This window comes from Ruegeria sp. BHSB056, assembly GCF_059613305.1.
In genome coordinates this window covers 26,985-45,361 of sequence record NZ_JBXWSG010000024.1, presented here as the reverse complement: position 1 = coordinate 45,361, position 18,377 = coordinate 26,985, and the positions used below count along the sequence as shown (strand labels likewise).

The 18,377-nt window shown below is 57.3% G+C and carries 19 protein-coding genes; 11 read left to right on the top strand and 8 right to left on the bottom strand.

Features of this window, described 5'->3' with window-relative positions:
• The 3 genes from AC2FND_RS08610 to AC2FND_RS08600 form a co-directional block, all read left to right on the top strand.
• Positions 1-1,520 (top strand): ABC transporter ATP-binding protein (locus AC2FND_RS08610; RefSeq protein ID WP_496769155.1); only part of this gene is annotated, 1,520 nt, incomplete at its 5' end.
• 160 nt (positions 1,521-1,680) lie between these two features.
• Positions 1,681-1,911: a type II toxin-antitoxin system CcdA family antitoxin gene (locus AC2FND_RS08605; protein WP_496769153.1), complete on the top strand. Its 231-nt coding sequence runs from the start codon at positions 1,681-1,683 to the stop codon at positions 1,909-1,911.
• The gene (locus AC2FND_RS08600) at positions 1,911-2,210 is read left to right on the top strand and encodes a CcdB family protein (RefSeq protein WP_209506854.1); all 300 of its coding nucleotides are present in this window, start codon (positions 1,911-1,913) and stop codon (positions 2,208-2,210) included. Before AC2FND_RS08605 ends, AC2FND_RS08600 begins: the two co-directional genes overlap by 1 nt.
• Before the next feature lie 54 nt (positions 2,211-2,264).
• Here AC2FND_RS08600 and AC2FND_RS08595 read toward each other — a convergent pair whose 3' ends face one another.
• Genes AC2FND_RS08595 through AC2FND_RS08580 form a run of 4 tightly spaced genes read right to left on the bottom strand, consistent with a single transcriptional unit; the run spans position 2,265 to position 7,379 of the window.
• Positions 2,265-3,209, bottom strand: a complete 945-nt coding sequence (locus AC2FND_RS08595) for an ABC transporter substrate-binding protein (RefSeq protein ID WP_209506853.1) — start codon at positions 3,207-3,209, stop codon at positions 2,265-2,267.
• Between the two features lie 44 nt (positions 3,210-3,253).
• Entirely contained in the window at positions 3,254-4,261 is a 1,008-nt protein-coding gene (locus tag AC2FND_RS08590) for an ABC transporter permease (RefSeq protein WP_496769151.1), read from the bottom strand.
• Positions 4,261-5,784 (bottom strand): sugar ABC transporter ATP-binding protein, encoded by a 1,524-nt coding sequence (locus AC2FND_RS08585; protein ID WP_496769150.1) that lies wholly within the window; start codon positions 5,782-5,784, stop codon positions 4,261-4,263. Before AC2FND_RS08585 ends, AC2FND_RS08590 begins: the two co-directional genes overlap by 1 nt.
• 41 nt (positions 5,785-5,825) lie before the next feature.
• Positions 5,826-7,379 (bottom strand): UxaA family hydrolase, encoded by a 1,554-nt coding sequence (locus AC2FND_RS08580; protein WP_496769148.1) that lies wholly within the window; start codon positions 7,377-7,379, stop codon positions 5,826-5,828.
• An 81-nt stretch (positions 7,380-7,460) separates the two neighbouring features.
• Here AC2FND_RS08580 and AC2FND_RS08575 point away from each other — a divergent pair, with 81 nt between their 5' ends.
• The 6 genes from AC2FND_RS08575 (at position 7,461) to AC2FND_RS08550 (ending at position 12,242) form a co-directional block, all read left to right on the top strand.
• A complete protein-coding gene (locus tag AC2FND_RS08575; RefSeq protein ID WP_209506849.1) occupies positions 7,461-8,198 on the top strand; it encodes a GntR family transcriptional regulator in 738 nt (245 codons plus the stop codon).
• A complete protein-coding gene (locus tag AC2FND_RS08570) occupies positions 8,195-9,247 on the top strand; it encodes an aldo/keto reductase (protein WP_496769146.1) in 1,053 nt (350 codons plus the stop codon). The genes AC2FND_RS08575 and AC2FND_RS08570 overlap by 4 nt, the downstream gene beginning before the upstream one ends.
• Positions 9,237-9,665 carry an RbsD/FucU family protein gene (locus AC2FND_RS08565; RefSeq protein WP_480477587.1) on the top strand — a complete coding sequence of 143 codons (429 nt, stop codon included), beginning with the start codon at positions 9,237-9,239 and terminating at the stop codon, positions 9,663-9,665. Before AC2FND_RS08570 ends, AC2FND_RS08565 begins: the two co-directional genes overlap by 11 nt.
• On the top strand, positions 9,662-10,492 hold the full coding sequence (locus tag AC2FND_RS08560) for an amidohydrolase family protein (RefSeq protein ID WP_496769144.1): 831 nt from the start codon (positions 9,662-9,664) through the stop codon (positions 10,490-10,492). The genes AC2FND_RS08565 and AC2FND_RS08560 overlap by 4 nt, the downstream gene beginning before the upstream one ends.
• A gap of 133 nt (positions 10,493-10,625) precedes the next feature.
• Positions 10,626-11,381 (top strand): SDR family oxidoreductase, encoded by a 756-nt coding sequence (locus AC2FND_RS08555; protein ID WP_496769143.1) that lies wholly within the window; start codon positions 10,626-10,628, stop codon positions 11,379-11,381.
• Positions 11,382-11,399: 18 nt separating this feature from the next.
• Positions 11,400-12,242 carry a fumarylacetoacetate hydrolase family protein gene (locus AC2FND_RS08550; RefSeq protein ID WP_496769141.1) on the top strand — a complete coding sequence of 281 codons (843 nt, stop codon included), beginning with the start codon at positions 11,400-11,402 and terminating at the stop codon, positions 12,240-12,242.
• Positions 12,243-12,311: 69 nt separating this feature from the next.
• On the opposite strand, the gene katG is transcribed toward AC2FND_RS08550, so the two are convergent.
• On the bottom strand, positions 12,312-14,492 hold the full coding sequence (gene katG / locus AC2FND_RS08545; RefSeq protein WP_496769139.1) for a catalase/peroxidase HPI: 2,181 nt from the start codon (positions 14,490-14,492) through the stop codon (positions 12,312-12,314).
• 107 nt (positions 14,493-14,599) lie between these two features.
• On the opposite strand from katG, the gene AC2FND_RS08540 reads away from it, so the two are divergent.
• The gene (locus tag AC2FND_RS08540) at positions 14,600-15,532 is read left to right on the top strand and encodes a hydrogen peroxide-inducible genes activator (protein ID WP_496769137.1); all 933 of its coding nucleotides are present in this window, start codon (positions 14,600-14,602) and stop codon (positions 15,530-15,532) included.
• Positions 15,533-15,563: 31 nt separating this feature from the next.
• Here the strand turns inward: AC2FND_RS08540 and AC2FND_RS08535 are convergent, their stop codons facing one another.
• From AC2FND_RS08535 to AC2FND_RS08525, 3 genes are read right to left on the bottom strand one after another with little or no spacing between them, the layout of a single operon-like run.
• On the bottom strand, positions 15,564-15,905 hold the full coding sequence (locus AC2FND_RS08535; RefSeq protein WP_496769133.1) for a carboxymuconolactone decarboxylase family protein: 342 nt from the start codon (positions 15,903-15,905) through the stop codon (positions 15,564-15,566).
• 5 nt (positions 15,906-15,910) lie between these two features.
• Positions 15,911-16,669, bottom strand: a complete 759-nt coding sequence (locus AC2FND_RS08530; protein ID WP_496769131.1) for an amino acid ABC transporter permease — start codon at positions 16,667-16,669, stop codon at positions 15,911-15,913.
• Positions 16,670-16,678: 9 nt separating this feature from the next.
• Positions 16,679-17,419, bottom strand: a complete 741-nt coding sequence (locus AC2FND_RS08525; protein WP_496769129.1) for an amino acid ABC transporter ATP-binding protein — start codon at positions 17,417-17,419, stop codon at positions 16,679-16,681.
• A 121-nt stretch (positions 17,420-17,540) separates the two neighbouring features.
• On the opposite strand from AC2FND_RS08525, the gene AC2FND_RS08520 reads away from it, so the two are divergent.
• Positions 17,541-18,311 carry a transporter substrate-binding domain-containing protein gene (locus AC2FND_RS08520; RefSeq protein WP_480488837.1) on the top strand — a complete coding sequence of 257 codons (771 nt, stop codon included), beginning with the start codon at positions 17,541-17,543 and terminating at the stop codon, positions 18,309-18,311.
• Positions 18,312-18,377 lie beyond the last annotated feature (66 nt).

The following is an 18,377-nucleotide window of genomic DNA, read 5'->3' as shown; positions in this document are numbered from 1 at the left end:
TTTTTCTGGCACGCGCGGGCAACCGGATTGTGGCCCAGCAGCAGGAGAAGCTGTACCGCAAGCTGGTCCGGCACGGGGTGTCGTTCTTCTCGACCAATGAATCATCGGATCTGCTGATGCGCACGACCAATGGCGCGCAATCGGCCCGAAGCCTGATCGATGTTCTGGTCACCGGGTTTGTCCGCGATGCCCTGACCCTGGTCGGCCTGATTGTGGTCATGGTGTATCAGCAGCCGGTTCTGTCGGTGATGTTCTTTGTGGTGGGCCCGGTTGCCCTGCTGGGCGTGCGGTATCTGCTGAAAAGCGTGCGCTCGATCATGCAGGCCGAGTTCAAATCGCTGGCAGAGATCATCCGGGTGCTGCAGGAGACCTCGGCGGGGATCAAGGTGATCAAGGTGTTTGCGCTTGAAGATCGCATGATCGACCGAATGGAGACCGCGATCCGGAAGGTCGAACAGCGCTCGAACGACATCGCCCGGCTGCAGGCCATTGCCAGCCCGCTGATGGAGTTTCTGGCCGGTCTGGCGGTTGCCGGGGTTCTCATTGTCAGCACGATGGGCATCGCGGGCACCGAACAGCCGACCGCGGGTCAGCTGATGTCCTTCATCACCGCTTTGCTGATGGCCTATGAACCTGCCAAGCGCCTGTCCAGGATGCGGGTCCAGATTGAAACCTGCATGGTCGGTGTCGGCATGTTGTTCAGCCTGCTGGATCAGGAGGACACGATGGTGGAAAGCCCCCGGGCCCGTGACCTGAGTGACGGCCCCGGACAGATCACGCTGCGCAATGTGACCTTTGGCTATCAGGGCACGGTGCCGGTGATCGACAACATGAGCGCCACTTTCGAGGCCGGGAAAACCACGGCCCTTGTCGGCCAGTCCGGTGGTGGCAAATCCACGTTGTTTGGCCTGATCATGCGGTTTTACGACCCCGATCAGGGCAGCGTCGAGATCGATGGCCAGGACCTGAGGGAGGTCAGCTTTGCCTCGCTGCGGCGGAAAATCTCGTATGTCGGTCAGGATACGTTCCTGTTCTCGGCCTCGGTGATGGACAACCTGCGCTGCTCGGCACCCGATGCGAGCGATGAAGAGGTGATCGCAGCAGCCCGGGCCGCACATGCGCATCAGTTTATCACCGACCTGCCGCAGGGCTATGAGACCCCGGTGGGCGAAAACGGAACCTTTCTGTCGGGCGGTCAGAAACAGCGCATCGCGATAGCACGGGCCATTCTGCGAAAGGCCGAGATCCTGCTGCTGGACGAGGCCACAAGCGCGCTGGACGCGGAATCGGAATCGCTGGTCAAAGAGGCGCTGGACGCCCTGACACAGGATGTCACCGTCATCGTCATCGCCCACCGCCTGTCAACCGTGCTGGAGGCAGACAAGATCATCGTCATCCAGGACGGCGCTATCGCCGAACAGGGAAACCTCGACCAACTCATGCAAAAAAACGGCCCCTTCAAAAACCTCTTCGACCAACAGTTCAATAAACACAAACAAAAACAAAATGTCGCAGAATAATTGGGAGGGTTGGAAAACTGAGCGCAAAGCTCTTTTGAGGCCAAAACCTCCTGATTGCCACGTGCCGTTGAACAGAGAGCTTCTGCGTTTCACGCATTATGCGCATGTTTGACGCGCATATAGTGTGATGGTAAAATGGCGCAGTTCAGAGGGTAGTCAAATGAATGCTCCATCTCGCAAACCGGCAAATCTATCACTGGATGGCGATATGCTGTCCGAGGCGCGGGATCTGAAGATCAACCTGTCCCGCGCAGCCGAAGACGGCATTCGGGCCGCAGTCGCCAGCGCAAAAGCTGAACGCTGGAAAGCCGAAAACAAGGCCGCACTTGAGAGTTCCAACGCGTATGTCGAGCGTAATGGCTTACCGCTGGACACCTACCGACAGTTCTGATGCCAAAATACGACGTGTTCCCCAACCCGTCAGGTGACGGGTATCTTCTGGACATCCAGAGCGATCTGCTGAGCGGGTTGAACACACGCGTCGTCGTGCCCCTGCTTCCCGAAGCGACGGCACCGATCCCAGCCACCCGGCTCAATCCCGTCTTTGATATCCAGGGCAAACCGTTTGTAATGGCGACCCAATTCATGGCTGCGGTTCCGGTGGGCATTCTAAAATCGCCTGTCGACGACCTTGATGACCACTTTGCGCAGATCACCGCCGGCATCGACATGCTAATGCAGGGATTCTGACAAGCTTCTGGCTCTTGGAGAACCAAGAGCCAGGAACATGTTTGACAATGAAAATCAGTCGTACAGAACAGCCGCGATCTTTGGATCGTCGATGTTGGATGCGTCGTAGTAGTAGAACCCGGTATCAATCAGGGCAGGAACTTCTTCGCCCTTCATCGCGGCCACGGCAGCCTTGACGGTTTCATACCCGATGCCCACGGGATTCTGAGTGATTGCACCCGCCATCAGCCCGCTTTTGATCGCATCTTTCTGGGCCTTGCCGCTGTCATACCCGATGATGACCAGCCCCTCGGTCCCTAGTTCCTGCACCCCATTCACCACTCCGATGGCCGAGCCCTCGTTGGTGCCGAAGATGCCATTCAGATCGGGATTCGCCGTCAGGATCGCTTTGGTCACCTCGGTCGACTTCAGGTGGTCACCCTGACCGTATTGAACCGTGACAACTTCGATGTCCGGGTATTTTTCGGCAATGCGATTGACGAAGCCGTCGCGCCGGTCGATGCCTGTGCGGCTGGTCTGGTCATGTGCTACAACGGCCACTTTGCCTTTACCGCCGATCATCTCGGCCATCTTGTCCGCAGCCAGCGCAGCCGCGGCCTGATTGTCTGTTGTTGCCGTAGAAACCGGAATGTCGCTGTCAACTCCACTGTCAAAGGCAATGATCGGAATGCCCTTTTCATCAGCTTGCTTCAACAGAGGAATAGCGGCCTGGCTGTCCAGAGCGGCAAAACCGATGGCCTTGGGGTTATTGGCCAGGGCTGCCGCCAGCATGTCGATCTGACGATCCACCATGGTTTCGTTGTCCGGGCCTTCAAAGGTGATCGTGACACCATATTCCTCGGCGGCCTGTTCCGCACCGGACTTTACCGCCTGCCAGAACTGGTGCTGAAACCCTTTGGACACCAGCGGAATATATATGTCTTCCGCTGATGACATAGTTGCAGGTATCGAAAGGCTGGCCGCACTCAGGGCCCCCAAAATGAAACGACGTGTTAGCATGTCTTCTCCTCCAGTTGGTCTTCGTTTCTGATTTTTGTGACTGTTCAACCTGTCTTCTTGCGCCGCGCCATATCGGCGTAAACGGCCAGAATGATGATCGCGCCGGTGACAACGGTCTGCCATTCCTGCGCGACGGACAGCACCCGCAAACCATTAGTCAGAACCGCCATGATCAGGGCACCGATCAGGGTTCCAAGGATCGTACCGCGCCCACCGGACAGGGACGTGCCCCCGATCACGACGGCAGCGATGGCTTCCAGCTCATAGCCAAGACCCAGCGCGGGCTGTGCCGAATTCAGGCGCGACGCGATCAGGATACCGCCAATGCCACAGATCCCGCCTGCCAGAGCGTAAATGCGCATCTTCCAAAGATCAGTGTTCACTCCTGAAAGGCGCACCGCCTCTTCGTTTGATCCCAGCGCAAAGGTGTATCTGCCCAGAACCGTGCGCCCCAGAATGTACGAAGCTGCAATGGCAACAAGGAAAAGGATCAGCACGCCATTGGGGATCGGCAAAGCAGGGAAAACCTCTCCGATCAGCGACCCGCGCGAAATCTGGTCAAAGCCCGGCGTGTCATTGAAGTAGATGGGCCGCGTGCCCGAGATCACCAGCGACAACCCTTTTAGGATCAGCATCATACCCAGCGTGGCAATGAAAGGCGGGATTTTCATCTTGGCGACAAAGGTACCCGAACACAGCCCGCAGAACGCACCCGCCACAATCGCTGCCGCAACCCCCAGCAACAGCGGCATACCGAGATAGGTCAGCACGACACCGGCGATGACGGCACAGAACGTCATCAGAGTTCCCACGGACAGGTCGATCCCGCCGGTAATGATGACCAGCGTTGCAGCAACCGCCAGCACCCCATTGACCGACGTCGCCTGCAAAATGGCAATCATGTTCGAGGTTTGCATGAAATTCGGCGACGCGATTGAAAACCCGATCAGCAAGGCAATCAAGCTGGCGAAGGCCAGCAGCTTTTGATAGGCGCCGCTTTCGGAGAGACCCGCCAGCGGGGTTTTCTTTTCGATATCCGTTGCTGAGGTCATTACGCTGTTCCTGTAACCTGCATCGCCGCCACCCGCTGGGTCGCCAGATGCATGATGTCTTCCTGAGTGGTGTATTTGCCGCCCGACAGAATGCCGGTCAGTCGGCCTTCGCACATCACGGCAATGCGATGGCTTAGGCGCATGATCTCGGGCAGTTCCGATGAAATCACGATGATCGTCTTGCCTTGACCGGCCAGTTCTTCCAGCAGCTTGTAGATTTCAGATTTTGCGCCCACGTCGATACCCCGCGTGGGCTCATCGAAAATCAGGATATCGCAATCCCGCAGCAGCCATTTGGCAATGACAACTTTCTGCTGATTGCCACCGGACAGCAGACGCACCTCCTGCGTATCCGAAGGCGTGCGAATACCCAGCTGCGTGATGTAACCTTTGGCTGTCGTACTGATTTCACCATCGTTCAGAACACCGACACGTCCGGTGAACATATCCATAGAAGCCAAGGCAACATTGTCGCGAACGCTCATCCCGGTGGCCAGGCCGAAATGCTTGCGATCCTCGGAAAGATAGCCAATGCCCGCCTTGACGGCATCGGATGGCGTGCGGATCGAGACCACCTGCCCATGTACCCGGATTTCTCCGCTATCCTTCGGATCTGCCCCGAAGATTGCCCGCGCAACTTCGGTACGTCCGGCACCCATCAACCCGGCAAAGCCCAATATCTCACCCTTCAGCACCGAGAAGCTGACATCGCGGATTTCGTGACCCCGACACAGCCCGGTCACTTCCAGCGAAACTTCCGCATCGCTCAGATCGGGGGGAACCAGCGGCTCTTCCTTGACTTCGCGACCTACCATCATCGCGATAATCTGGCTGATCGGCGTTGCTGCCGCGTCAACAGTGCCAACGTATTCTCCGTCGCGCATCACCGTAACCCGGTCAGCAATCTGCTTCAGCTCATCCATTTTGTGGCTGATATAGACAATGCCCACGCCTTCGGCCTTCAGGCGGCGGATGATCACGAACAGCTCGGCAATTTCAGCATCGTTCAGGGCCGCGGTCGGTTCATCCATGATCAGAACCCTGGACCGGAAAGACAGAGCCTTGGCGATCTCGACCATCTGTTGTTTCGCAATGGTCAGACTGCCGACCTGCGCCCTGGGGTCGAGGCTTAGGTTCATGGACGCAAAAATCTCGGCCGTCTGTGCATTCAACGCGACATCGTTCAGTCGCCCAAACCGTTTACGAGGTTCGCGGCCGATAAAGATATTCTGCGCCACCGTCAGATCATTCATCAGGCTCAGTTCCTGATGAATGATGCCGATACCCAAGGCCTGCGCCTCGCGTGGCGTGGTTGGGTTCGCATCACGCCCTTCGATCTGCAGTGTACCGCCGTCGCGCTGATAGATCCCCGAGAGGATTTTCATCAGCGTGCTTTTGCCTGCACCGTTCTCGCCCATCAGCGCGTGAACTTCGCCGGGTGCCAGATCGAACTGCACTGATTTCAGCGCATGGACTCCGGGAAAGTGTTTCTCGATCCCCGACATGTCGACCAGTTTTGTCATTTATCCTCCCAAACACCCCTCTCCCCAAGGGGTGGTGCGGCCTACATCACCGCGCCGATTTGCCAGGGCACGAATTCGACCCCGCCAAAACCAAGTTCTTCACTTTTCGTTTGTTCACCCGATGCGACACGGATCAGCATTTCGAACAGCTCTTCGCCTTTTACCTCGATGCTCACGCCGTCTGTGACGATGTCCCCGCAGTTCAGATCCATGTCTTCCGACATCCGGGCATACATTTCGGAATTGGTTGCCAGCTTGATGCAGGGTGTTGGTTGATATCCCGAAACCGAGCCCCGCCCGGTGGTGAACACGATCAGGTTCGCACCTGATGCCACCTGCCCCGTGACCGAGCATGGGTCAAAACCGGGGCTATCCATGAAAACAAACCCGGTCCTGTCAATTTTCTCGCCAAACTTGTAAACACCACGCAAGGGCGCGGTGCCGCCCTTGGCGACAGCGCCAAGCGATTTCTCGAGAATGGTCGTCAACCCGCCGCGCTTGTTGCCGGGGCTTGGGTTATTGTTCATCTCACCGCCGTTGCGCTGAGTATACCCCTCCCACCAGCGTATGCGTTCGATCAGCTTTTCCCCGATTTCAATGGTCTCGGCCCGCCGGGTTAAAAGATGTTCCGCGCCGTAGATTTCCGAGGTTTCGGACAGGATCGTCGTCCCGCCATGCCGCACCAGCAAATCCGAGGCATAACCCAAAGCGGGATTGGCGGTGATCCCGGAATACCCATCCGACCCGCCGCATTGCATTCCAACCGTTATCGCACTGATCGGCGCAGGTTTTCGTTCGGCCTTGTTCGCGAGGTCGGCAATCCCGCGCAGCTCGTCCAATCCACGTTCAATGGTACGGCGTGTGCCGCCCTCACTCTGTATGGTCATATAACGCAGCACGCCATCAGGACGGATCGGACGACCCCCAACCAGATCGGCCACCTGCATCACTTCGCAGCCCAAACCGATCAGCAGGATACCGGCGAAATTCGGGTGCTGGGCATATCCCGCCAGCGTTCGAAACAGTGTGGAATAGCCTTCGTCTTTTCCGGACATGCCACACCCGGTGCCATGAACGATCGGAACGATGCCGTCCACATTCGGGTACGCGTCCAACAAGCCCCGTTTCTCGGCGGCTTCGGCTATGAATCGCGCCACGGAGCCAGAGCAATTCACCGTTGTCAAAATGCCGATGTAGTTGCGCGTGCCGACCTTGCCATCGGCGCGGTGGAAGCCCTGGAAGATACGGTCGCCTGAAATCTCGGGCAGCGGCGCGTTCGCGCTTGCATATGCGTAGTCCTGCTGATGCGCCCCCATACCCAGATTATGGACATGAACATGCTCGCCCGCGGCAATATCCGCTTTGGCCTGACCTATGATCTGTCCATAGCGGATCACATTCTCACCCGCCGCAATCGGGGCGGTGGCGATCTTGTGCCCGCGTGCGATGTCCGTGGGAAGCCGTATCGATATCTCATCCGGTTGCGCGTCGGCCTTCAGGTCGCGCAACGCGATGATCACGTTGTCATCCGGGTTCAGCCGGATTGTGTCACGGGCCGGGCCGCCCGGGGTTTTGTTCTTGGAAACTGGGTGCATGGATTCCCCGCTTGTTCGCCACAGAGCTACGGGGATAATCCGCACTTGTCAACTAACATGTTAGTATGATAGTTCAGATTTATGAACCACCCATACGACATTGACGCCACCCGCCTGCCCGACATTTCAACATTTGAGGGGTCGCTCGCGCAGCGCGTTTACCAATCCATCAAACAGGCGATCCTGGCATTGGATTTCCCCCCCGGCGCTAACCTTCGGAAGGCGCCGATCTGCGCGCAGTTGGGTGTGTCCCGCGCACCTGTCGCGGACGCCATAACCAGGCTTGCCGCCGAAGGGTTGGTGGATGTGGTGCCGCAATCGGGTACACGCGTGTCCTATTTCTCGATGGATGAAATTCGCGAAGGGGCCTTTCTGCGAGAGGCCCTGGAGCTGGCAACAGTGGCCAAGGTAGCGCGTGACCTGACCGAAGATCAGCGCAAAAAGCTGAGCCGCAATGTGCGCCTGCAAGAGCTGTTGATCGAAGATGAAGACATTGCCGGGTTCTATCACGCAGATGAGGAATTCCACGCCCTATTGATGGCATTCACCGGGATGCTTCGCCTCCCGGACGTGGCACAGACCGTGTCGTTACAGGTCAGCCGCGCGCGGATGTTGCTGTTGCCGACACCCGGCCGCATCGCGGAAACACTGGCCGAACACCGGGCGATATTCGACGCCATCAGCGCCCATGACGAACGTGCGGCACAAGACGCCATGCGCCATCACCTTGGGCAACTGATGCCTCGGATCGAACGGCTGCAACAGGAAAGACCGCAGCTGTTCAATTTAAACCCCCAAAACACCCGAGAGGCAGGATGACCGTTTCGCAAACCGCCCTTCTGAACAACAGGACGTCCCGGCCTGTACCGCTGACCCGTATGGGGTTTGGCGGCGCGCCCTTGGGCAATCTTTATCGCAAAGTCTCGGAAGCTGATGCGCAGGCTGCTTTGCAATCCGCATTTGACTCGGGCATCCGGTTTTTTGACACCGCGCCGCAATACGGGTTGGGGCGGTCCGAGTATCGCTTTGGCGAAGCGATCAGGCGGTTTGGGCGTGAGAACATCCAGCTATCAACCAAAATCGGTCGTCTGCTGCTGGATTGCGAACAACATGAGGTGACGCCCGAAGCGTTTGTGGACGTTCCGCAGAAACGCATTGTGTTCGATTATACCTATGACGGCGTCATGCGGTCATATGAGGCAAGCCGAGACCGGATCGGTGTTGCCAATGCAGACATTCTTCTGGTGCATGACGTCTGCGCTTTCAGTCAGGGCAGTCAGGAAATGTCAGACGCCAAAGTGCGCGAGTTGTTCGATGGCGGCGGCTACAAAGCGCTGGTTGAACTGCGCGATGCTGATGAAATCGTCGCGATTGGCGCGGGCGTAAACGAATGGCAGGTTTGCGAAAAACTGCTGGGCCTTGGCGATTTCGACGGGTTCCTGCTGGCAGGTCGGTATACGCTTTTGGAGCAGGAAGCCTTGAACAATTTTCTGCCGCTTTGCGAAAAGCGTGACGTGGGTATCATTCTCGGCGGGCCGTATAACTCGGGCATCCTCGCTACCGGAGCGGTGCCAGGGGCCAAGTATAACTATTCCGATGCGCCTGAGGATATTCTTGAACGGGTGCGCAGGATCGAAGCCGTCTGTGCGGCCCATGACACACCGTTGATCGCAGCCGCGCTGCAATTTGTTCTGGGACATCCCGCCGTGAAAACGGTTGTTCCGGGCGCTGTTAACGCGGCTGAGGTTCAAGCCAATGTCGCCCTGCTGGAGCGGACTATCCCCGCCCAGCTTTGGTCAGACCTGCGTACCGAAGGCCTGATCCGGCCAAATGCCCCCTTGCCCAAGGAACCTGTCAATGCTGCGTAACCTCGACCCGCTGTTGTCTCCTGAGTTGCTGTACGCCCTGCGCGCCATGGGCCATGGCGATGACATCGTTATTGCGGACGCCAATTTCCCGGGCTCAAGCCTTGGGCCTGACTGCATCCGTGCGGATGGTTCAACGGCAAGTGATCTGCTTGGCGCTGTGTTGTCTGTCATGCCGCTGGATACATTCGTGCCAGACCCCGCGCTGACCATGCAGGTTGTCGGTGATCCCGAAGCCGTGCCCGAGGCCGTCGCGGATTTCCAGAAGATCATCGACGCGCAGGCAGACAACCCCGCACAAATTCAGGGTCTGGATCGGTTCGCCTTCTACCAACGCGCGGCATCAGCTTTTGCCATCATTCAGACCGGCGAGCGCAGGCTGTACGGCAACATCATCCTGAAGAAAGGCGTGATTGCATGAAGATCGACGCCCATCAGCATTTTTGGGCACTGGCGCGTGGTGACTATGGGTGGCTGACACCGGACTTGAGTCAGATTTACCGGGACTTCGGGCCAGATGATCTTGCGCCATTGTTGCAAGCACAGGGCATCGACGGGACAATTCTGGTTCAGGCAGCGCCGACCGTCGCCGAAACGGAGTACCTGCTGTCCCTGGCGGACAAGACACCCTTTATCAAAGGTGTGGTTGGCTGGGTCGATTTTGACACTCCGGATGTGAGCGCACAAATCGCCAAGCTTACCGCTCATCCCGCTTTGGTTGGTCTACGGCCAATGATTCAGGATATCGCTGATCCGAACTGGATGCTCGGCACGGCATTGACGCCTGCCTTTGAGGCCATCCAGTCTAACGATCTGACTTTCGATGCCCTCACCCTGCCCCGGCACCTGGGGCCGCTGCGTCAACTTCTGACACAGCACCCGACCATGCGGGTTGTGATTGACCATGGCTCGAAACCTCTGATCCGGGACGGTGCATTTGACGGGTGGGCCGAAGACATGGCCGCCATCGCGCAGGGTACCAACGCGTTCTGCAAACTGTCCGGTTTTGTCACCGAAGCTGCGCCTGACTGGACGGTTCGGGACCTGTACCCCTATGTGGATCACCTACTGAACACGTTCGGACCATCGCGGTTGATCTGGGGCAGCGACTGGCCGGTCTGCACATTGGCCAGCAGCTATGAACGATGGATCGATGCAACCGATGAACTGCTAAACGCACTTTCCTCCAAAGACCGTTCGGCCATCCTTGGAGGGAATGCGGCAACGGCTTATCACATCAGGATTTGACCGTGCCGCACCGAACCCCAAACACGCACTGCTTTGCGCCCGCTGATCCTGCCCAATCTTTTCCCTGAGGCGCGACCAACAAGGCAGTTATCCCCAACACACTACCCGGTTTCGGGAAATCATGAGGACCAGAATGACATCCCATCAGCCTTCTGACCGACTAAAAGGCAAAACCGCATTCATCAGCGCCGCTGGGCAGGGTATCGGACGCGCCACGGCCGAACTGTTCGCAGCCGAAGGCGCGCATGTCTTTGCCAGCGACATCAACGAAACCACTTTGGCCGAGCTTTCGGAGATCGACAGGATCTCTCCGATCCTTCTCGATGTGACAGACACGCATGCCGTGAAACGTGCCGTGGCTGAATTGCCACCGCTGGATATCCTGTTCAATTGCGCGGGTTACGTGGCAAACGGGACCATTCTTGAGTGCGAAGAGGACGACTGGGATTTCAGTTTCGATCTTAATGTGAAGGCCATGTATCGCCTGATCCGTCTGACCCTGCCCGCGATGTTAGGAAACGGCGGAGGATCGATAATCAATATGTCCTCGGTCGCCTCGTCGATGAAGGGCGTTCCAAACCGGTTTGTATATTGCGCATCAAAGGCTGCCGTAATTGGCCTGACCAAGTCGATCGCCGCCGATTTCGTCACGCAGGGCATCCGGTGCAATGCTATCTGCCCCGGCACCGTTGACAGCCCCAGCCTGCACGAGCGTTTGAGGGCGACGGGCGACTACGAAAAAGCGATGACGGATTTCATCGCCCGCCAGCCGATGGGGCGCATCGGGACCGCGGATGAGATTGCTGATCTGGCGCTCTACCTTGCGAGTGACAGCAGCGCATTTACCACTGGTCAGCCCTTTGCCATTGATGGCGGATGGGCGATTTAAGCTGAAAAGGATCACAATATGAAACTACTGCGGTTTGGCGCCTTTGGTGCCGAAAAGCCCGGGCTACTGCACGACGATGGCACAATTCGCGACCTGTCAGGCGTCATCGACGATATATCGGGTGATGTTCTGAGCGACGAAGGGTTGGCGCGACTGCGCACGCTGGATCCACAGGATTTGCCGATTGTTGAAGGCAACACCCGTTTAGGGGCGTGTGTCGGCCATGTGGGCAAGTTCATTTGCATCGGCCTGAACTATGCCGACCACGCGGCAGAAAGCGGTATGGAATTGCCGCAGGAACCTGTGATCTTTTTCAAGGCGACATCGGCCATTATCGGTCCGAACGACACGGTGGAAATCCCGCGGGGGTCCGTCAAGACCGACTGGGAGGTCGAGTTGGGCGTGGTGATCGGCAAGGAAGCAAAAAACATCTCCGAGGCCGAAGCTATGGATCACGTCGCAGGTTATTGTGTAGTCAATGACCTGTCAGAACGTGATTTTCAGCTTCACCGCTCGGGGCAGTGGGTCAAGGGCAAGTCGGCAGACACATTCGGCCCCATTGGTCCATGGCTGGTGACGCGGGACGAGATTGCAGATCCACAGAATCTACCGATGTATCTTGAGGTCAACGGCCACCGTTATCAGGACGGCTCGACCCGGACGATGCATTTCGGGGTGGCAACTGTGATCTCACACCTGTCGCAATTCATGTCCCTGCAGCCGGGCGATGTGATCTCGACCGGAACTCCGCCGGGCGTGGGCATGGGGCAAAACCCGCAAGTCTATCTGAAACCCGGCGACACGATGGAATTAGGCATCGAAGGCCTGGGTGTTCAAAAACAGAATGTGATCGCGGGATAATCGGGCACAACCAGATGTCAGCCCGAATACATTATCAGGCGAGGTTTCCCTCGCCTGATAATTTTTGACTTAGGCTACCAGATCGAACCGGTCGTTGTTCATGATCTTGGTCCAGGCCGCCACGAAATCGCGCACGAACTTCTGGGCATTATCGTCCTGGGCATAGACCTCGGCGTAGCCACGCAGGATCGAGTTCGAGCCAAAGACCAGATCCGCGCTGGTTGCGGTGAACCTGACCTCACCCGAGGCGCGATCACGCAGCTCATACGTGCCGCCGTCAACCGGGTGCCAGCTGAGCGACATATCCGTCAGGTTGACGAAGAAGTCGGTGGTCAACTGACCCACGCGGTCCGTGAAGACCCCATGCGCCGATCCGCCGTGATTGGTACCCAGCACACGCAGGCCACCAACCAGAACCGTCATTTCGGCTGCGGTCAGACCCAGCAGTTGCGCGCGGTCCAGCATCATCGCCTCGGGTGATACCGCGTATTCCTTCAGCTGCCAGTTTCTGAACCCGTCCGCCAGCGGCTCCAGCACCGAAAAGCTGTCCGCATCGGTCTGCTCATCTGTTGCGTCGCCACGACCAGCCGAGAACGGAACCGTCATGTCAAAACCTGCGGCTTTGATCGACTGTTCCAGACCGACGTTACCCGCCAGAACGATTACGTCGGCGATCGAGGCACCGGTTTCCGCTGCAATCGGCTCCAGAACGCCCAGCACTTTCGCCAGACGCTCGGGCTCGTTCCCTGCCCAGTCTTTCTGAGGTGCCAGACGGATACGCGCACCGTTTGCGCCGCCGCGTTTGTCCGAGCCACGGAAGGTACGGGCGCTGTCCCATGCGGTGGTGATCATCTCGACCGCGGTCAGACCACTGTCGGCGATCTTTGCCTTGACGGCATCGACGTCATACCCGGTCGAACCGGCAGGGATCGGGTCCTGCCAGATCAGCTCTTCTGTCGGGACGTCTGGGCCATAGTAATTGACGCGTGACCCCATGTCGCGGTGGGTCAGCTTGAACCACGCGCGGGCAAAGGTGTCAGCAAAGTAATCCGGGTCGGCCATGAACTTCTGACAGATCGCGTTGTATGTCGGATCGATCTTCATTGCCATGTCCGCATCGGTCATCATCGGCATACGGCGAATAGAAGGATCGGTCGGGTCGACCGGCTTTTCATCTTCCGGCATGTCGACAGGCTGCCACTGGTTGGCACCCGCGGGCGATTTTCCCAATTCCCACTCATATCCGAACAGGTAATCGAAAAAACCCATGTCGAATTTGGTCGGGTTTTTCGTCCACGCACCCTCGATACCAGACGTGAATGCGTTGGTTGCCTTGCCGTTCTGATCGGGGTTGTCCCATCCCAGACCCTGACCGGAGACCGGGCAGGCTTCGGGTTCGGCGCCGATATGATCGCCCGCCATCGCGCCATGCGCTTTGCCGACTGTGTGACCACCACAGGTCAGAGCCGCCGTCTCTTCGTCGTTCATTGCCATGCGGGCAAAGGTTTCACGGATGTGCAGCGCTGTTTTCGCCGGGTCCGGGTTACCGTTCACGCCTTCGGGGTTCACATAAATCAGGCCCATATGCACCGCACCCAGAGGGTTTTCCAGCGTGCCGGGGGTTTCCAAATCGCCATAACGGTTCTCGGACGGTGCCAGCCACTGATTTTCAGAACCCCAGTAAACATCTTTTTCGGGGCCCCAGATGTCTTCGCGACCAAAGCCAAAGCCAAAGGTCTTCAGACCCATGGATTCATAGGCCACCGTGCCCGACAGAACGATCAGATCGGCCCAGGACAGCGCATTGCCGTATTTCTTTTTCACCGGCCAGAGCAGTCGGCGGGCTTTATCCAGGCTTGCATTGTCCGGCCATGAGTTCAGCGGCGCGAACCGGATGTTGCCCGAACCAGCGCCGCCGCGACCATCCCCCAGGCGGTACGACCCGGCAGAGTGCCACGCCAGACGGATCATCAGGCCGCCATAGTGGCCCCAATCGGCCGGCCACCAGTCCTGACTGTCGGTTAGCAACGCCTCGACATCTGCGCGGACAGCGTTGAAATCCAGCCCTTTGACTGCTTCGCGGTGGTTGTAATCCGCGTCCATCGGGTTGGTGCGCGTGTCGTGCTGGCTCAGAATGTCCAGATTCAGCGCATCCGGCCACCATTTGGTGACAGAGTTGCCCGTACCCGTGTTGCCGCCATGCAAGACTGGGCAGCCGCCGGATTGGTGATTGTGGGGATTACCGTCCATTGTAAATCTCCTGAGTATTTACCGAGGGGTTCAGATGTCTTGACTCGTACCTTACGGTTTCGATAATTGGAAATTTGTAATTACTATCGTTGCGATTAGTTTTTCCTATGAAGTCACTCACACTTAAACACCTGCGCTACTTCGAAGCACTTGCCACCCACGGCCACTTTGGAAAGGCGGCGGCGGCCAGCGCGATATCGCAGCCCGCGCTTTCCATACAAATCAAAGAGCTGGAGGCCATCATGGGTGGCCCCTTGGTCGAACGCGCAGCGCGCGAGACGCGCCTGACCGCGCTTGGCGAAGATGTCCTAAAACATGGCCGCGAAATCCTGACGCGAGTCGAGGATTTGGGGAATCTTGTGCAATCTTCCGCCGGTCCCTTGTCGGGTCGCATCAGAATCGGGGTCATCCCCACGGTCGCGCCTTACTTGCTGCCATCAATCATCAAGGCACTGTCGCAACGATTCCCACAGCTGACGATCGAGCCCAAAGAGACCATCACCCAAACCCTGATCGGCGAAATATTGGACTCCAGGCTGGATTTTGCTGTTGTCGCTTTGCCGGTCTCGGAACCCAGCCTTCGGGAATTTTCGTTGTTTAACGAAGACTTTCTGCTGGTTCGCCCGGCGCGGGACGCTGGGTTGCCAATGCCAAGTTCGTCACAGCTCAGAACGATGCGGCTGTTGTTACTGGAAGAAGGGCATTGTTTCAGGGATCAGGCGCTTTCCTTCTGTTCGATCCGCAATATCGAACCGCAGCACATTATGGAGGGCAGTTCACTGTCCACACTGGTGCAGATGGTCGGGGCGGGCATCGGTGTAACGCTGATACCGGAAATGGCCGTGGGGCTGGAAACCCGGTCTGCCGACGTGTCCATCGCCCGCTTTCAGGACACCCCTCCAACCCGAACCATCGGCCTGATCTGGCGAAAGACTAACCCGCTAGGTGAAAACCTCCTGAAAATCGGTGCAATTATTCGCAAAACCGCCGAGGAAAACGCGGGAGGCCTAGCGCACGCTGACCCGGAACCAAACGGCTGATCACAATCCGCTTTGGTGATTTGCGCAGCAATTACCCGGAAAACACATCATAAGCCTTCAAAGCTTTGGCGCTGTAAGCATAAGACGGCCCGCCGCCCATATAGGTCGCCATCGCCAAGGCCTCGCACATCTCGTCTCGGGTGGCGCCCAGTCGGACAAGGGAACGCACGTGAAACCCTATGCAGCTGTCGCAGCGGGTCGCAATGGCAATGCCAAGGGCCATGAATTCCTTGGTCTTCTCACTCAGTGCGCCATTGGTCTTGGCGGCCTTGCCCATTATGCCAAAGCCGCGAACGGTTTCGGGCACTTCCTTCGAAAAAGTTCCGATGTTGGCCTCGGTCTCGGCCATGAAAGCTTTCCAGTCCAAATCCATTCTCCTTATCCGCGCTCGTCCGCGCCCATGCGACGCTCCAGCCAGCGCACACCCGCACTGATGATCAGAACCAGGATCAGGTATTCAAAGACCAGCAGGGTATATATTTCCAGCGGGCGGTATTCCGTGACCACCAGCTCATTCGCGCGCCGGGTCAGTTCCTGCATCCCGATGACGCTGGCGAATGCGCTCATCTTGACGATGTAGATGAATTGGTTTGCCAAGGGCGGCAGAATGCGCCGGATTGCCTGCGGCAGGACCACATAACGCATGGTCTGCACATAGTTCAGCCCGATGGTCTGCGCCGCTTCGCTTTGACCTCGCGCAATGGATTGAATGCCTGCGCGGTAAATCTCGGCAGTGAAGGCGCTGTCAGAAATCGCCAATGTGATGATCGCACCCCAAAAGGGATCGATGGGGACATTCATGCCCATCGACTTGAACACGATGGGCAAGCCATAAAAGACCCAGAACAGCATCGGCAGCAGAGGAATTGCGCGAATAAATTCAACGTAAACACGGTTAACCAGCCGCCAGCCGCGTTTCTCGGACAACCCCGGCAGGGCCACCAACAATCCGATGACGATCGACATCGCCGCTGCGATCAGTGAAATCTGGATCGTCGCCCCCATCCCCGAGATCAGAAATTTCACATTGACCCAACCCGATGCTGTGGTCGGGTCGATCACATACCAACCCCAGGTCTGGGAAGACGAACAGCCTGCCAGCAGCAGCAAAGGTACAATTAGTAGAAGTTTTTTCATCGGCCCCTCTCAGTGCTGCAGTATCTGAGACAGGAATTTGCGACAGCGGTCAGACTGAGGGTTGGTGAAGAAATGTTCCGGCTTGCCTTCTTCGACGATTTCACCAGCATCCATGAAGATCATCTTGTCAGCCACTTTGCGGGCAAACCCCATCTCGTGGGTCACGACCACCATGGTCATGCCCTCATTCGCCAGTTCAACCATAACTTCCAACACTTCCGAGATCATCTCGGGGTCCAGCGCCGACGTGGGTTCATCGAACAACAGCACGCGCGGTTCCATGCATAAGGATCGTGCAATCGCCACACGTTGCTGCTGACCTCCGGACAACTGCATGGGCTTTTTGTCCGCCTGATCGGGGATATGTACACGATCCAGATAATGGCGCGCTTTTTCCTCTGCGTCCTTCCGGCTCAGGCCGCGCGCTTTGATCGGACCCAAAGTCAGGTTTTCCAAAACGGTCAAATGCGGAAACAGATTGAATTGCTGGAAGACCATCCCGACATCGGACCGGATGGTTGCCGTTGACTCTGCGTCATCCGTCAGGTCAACCCCATCTAACCGAATGATACCTTTTTGGTGTTTTTCCAACCGGTTGATACATCGAACGACGGTGGATTTGCCTGACCCTGAAGGCCCGCAAATCACCACCTTTTCGCTGCTGCTGACCGTCAGGTTAATGTCCTTGAGAACGTGAAACGTGTCATACCACTTATTCACGCCCACAAGTTCGATTGCGGCGCCTGGCATATGCTGAACTGCCCCCGTTTTTGCCCCATTGTAATATTTTCTTGAGGTTATCTTTCCCTTTGGACTGAAATCAATGAGGATTGCAATCACAAGGTCGTAACGCCACCAACGGGAGATACCTATGAGCGTTTTTTGGAAAGCCGCGGCGGTTGCCGTGTTGGGGCTTGTATTGTCAGGTTCCGCACAGGCGCAATCTGCGCTGAACGAGGTGCTGGATTCCGGCGTGCTCAAGGTTGGGACCACAGGTGACTGGAACCCTATGACACTGCGCGACCCGGCAACCAACAGTTACAAAGGGTACGACATCGACATTATGAATGCATTGGCCGCCGATCTTGGGGTTGAGGTCGAATTTGTCCCCACCGACTGGAAGACACTGGTGAATGGTGTGGTCGCGGGCAAGTACCACCTGACCGGGTCTGCATCGATTTCACCACCGCGCATGAAAGTTGCCGGTTTTTCCGACAGCTATATCTCGGTGGAGCTCTTCCCCTACACCACCAAGGACAAGGCCGACAAGTTCGACGGGTATGACTCGATCAATCAGGCCGGAGTGAAAGTCGCGACGACTTTGGGCACCACATTCGAAAAACGGGTCCGCGAATGGTTCCCGAACGCCGAGATCAAGGTGGTCGAGGCCCCGGCCCGCGGGTATCAGGAAGTAATCGCCGGTCGTGCTGATGTATTCATAACGTCGAACATCGAGGGCTCGACCCTTGAAGAGAAGTTTCCTGTTATCCGCGTAAAAAACGCCGGCCCCCGATCACCTTCGCCGATTGCGATGATCCTGCCACAAGGCGATCAGATCTGGATCAACTATGTGAACAACTGGATCGAAGTGAAAAAAGCGGAAGGCTTTTTTGAAGCAAACCGCGAGAAATGGGGGCTCTGACGCCTTCAAGGACGTGCGGATTTCCTGACGCCCGGTCCTTTGGCCCGGGCGTTTTCGTTGGCCATC

Bases quoted from the DNA above. Each gene is read 5' to 3' on its own strand.
- AC2FND_RS08585 (WP_496769150.1), bottom strand. From the start codon at position 5,784: ATGACAAAACTGGTCGACATGTCGGGGATCGAGAAACACTTTCCCGGA.
- AC2FND_RS08550 (WP_496769141.1), top strand. From the start codon at position 11,400: ATGAAACTACTGCGGTTTGGCGCCTTTGGTGCCGAAAAGCCCGGGCTA.
- AC2FND_RS08570 (WP_496769146.1), top strand. From the start codon at position 8,195: ATGACCGTTTCGCAAACCGCCCTTCTGAACAACAGGACGTCCCGGCCT.
- AC2FND_RS08560 (WP_496769144.1), top strand. From the start codon at position 9,662: ATGAAGATCGACGCCCATCAGCATTTTTGGGCACTGGCGCGTGGTGAC.
- AC2FND_RS08575 (WP_209506849.1), top strand. From the start codon at position 7,461: ATGAACCACCCATACGACATTGACGCCACCCGCCTGCCCGACATTTCA.
- AC2FND_RS08520 (WP_480488837.1), top strand. From the start codon at position 17,541: ATGAGCGTTTTTTGGAAAGCCGCGGCGGTTGCCGTGTTGGGGCTTGTA.
- AC2FND_RS08535 (WP_496769133.1), bottom strand. From the start codon at position 15,905: ATGGATTTGGACTGGAAAGCTTTCATGGCCGAGACCGAGGCCAACATC.
- AC2FND_RS08590 (WP_496769151.1), bottom strand. From the start codon at position 4,261: ATGACCTCAGCAACGGATATCGAAAAGAAAACCCCGCTGGCGGGTCTC.
- AC2FND_RS08605 (WP_496769153.1), top strand. From the start codon at position 1,681: ATGAATGCTCCATCTCGCAAACCGGCAAATCTATCACTGGATGGCGAT.
- katG (WP_496769139.1), bottom strand. From the start codon at position 14,492: ATGGACGGTAATCCCCACAATCACCAATCCGGCGGCTGCCCAGTCTTG.
- AC2FND_RS08530 (WP_496769131.1), bottom strand. From the start codon at position 16,669: ATGAAAAAACTTCTACTAATTGTACCTTTGCTGCTGCTGGCAGGCTGT.
- AC2FND_RS08600 (WP_209506854.1), top strand. From the start codon at position 1,911: ATGCCAAAATACGACGTGTTCCCCAACCCGTCAGGTGACGGGTATCTT.
- AC2FND_RS08595 (WP_209506853.1), bottom strand. From the start codon at position 3,209: ATGCTAACACGTCGTTTCATTTTGGGGGCCCTGAGTGCGGCCAGCCTT.
- AC2FND_RS08580 (WP_496769148.1), bottom strand. From the start codon at position 7,379: ATGCACCCAGTTTCCAAGAACAAAACCCCGGGCGGCCCGGCCCGTGAC.
- AC2FND_RS08555 (WP_496769143.1), top strand. From the start codon at position 10,626: ATGACATCCCATCAGCCTTCTGACCGACTAAAAGGCAAAACCGCATTC.
- AC2FND_RS08525 (WP_496769129.1), bottom strand. From the start codon at position 17,419: ATGCCAGGCGCCGCAATCGAACTTGTGGGCGTGAATAAGTGGTATGAC.
- AC2FND_RS08540 (WP_496769137.1), top strand. From the start codon at position 14,600: ATGAAGTCACTCACACTTAAACACCTGCGCTACTTCGAAGCACTTGCC.
- AC2FND_RS08565 (WP_480477587.1), top strand. From the start codon at position 9,237: ATGCTGCGTAACCTCGACCCGCTGTTGTCTCCTGAGTTGCTGTACGCC.